The organism is Mycobacterium sp. E3198 (assembly GCF_001667015.1).
Taxonomy (GTDB): Bacteria; Actinomycetota; Actinomycetes; order Mycobacteriales; family Mycobacteriaceae; genus Mycobacterium.
The window spans coordinates 1-613 of record NZ_LZIS01000259.1 but is presented as its reverse complement, the minus strand read 5'-3'; the positions used below and the strand labels follow the sequence as shown (position 1 = coordinate 613).

Below are 613 nucleotides of genomic sequence, written 5' to 3'. Positions count from 1 at the left end.
CGACGGGCCGGGCCGCGTCCGGATCGTCGACGATGTCCGACAGGGTGCCGTCGAAGTCGTAGAACACCGCCGGCCTGCGCTCGGCCAAGGCGCCCAAGGCCTCTGAAGCGTCGGGCAGCCGGGACATCCGGCGGTCGCCGGTCCGCACGGCGACCTCGTTCGCATCGGCGATCACCGCGTCGGCGCCGCAGCGGCGGAGTTCGTCCGCGTCCCCGACGCCGATGACCATCGCGAAGCCGCCGTCGCGTGCCGCCCGCGCGATTCCCGGGTCGCCGGTCACGACGGCAGATCGCCCCGGGCGAATCGCCGACTCGTCACCGCCCCAGGAGAAGACGCCGACGCCGGCGTCGCGCAGCCGCCCGGCCAGCGCGGGCTCGACCGAGGCGGCGTCGAACAGTACCGCGTCGTGGCGGCGCGGGTCGATCGTGACCGGCATGCACCCACCTTCTCACGGTGCCGGGCGCGGCCGGGTCCGGGTCAATAGCGCGCCGACGGGTGCGCTCGATACGCCTGGCTCGGGTGCCTGCGCGCCGCGCGCCGGCGCCGGTGAGCTCGGCGATGCTGCCGTATCTGCCCGTCGAGCACGAGGACCCCGTCCAGCAGCTGCGCACGG

At 75.2% G+C, this 613-nt stretch carries 1 pseudogene; it reads right to left on the bottom strand.

Annotation, left to right across the window (positions count from 1 at the left end):
• A pseudogene (locus tag A5673_RS26285) lies at window positions 1-436 on the bottom strand (trehalose phosphatase); the annotation flags it as partial.
• Window positions 437-613: the final 177 nt, after the last annotated feature.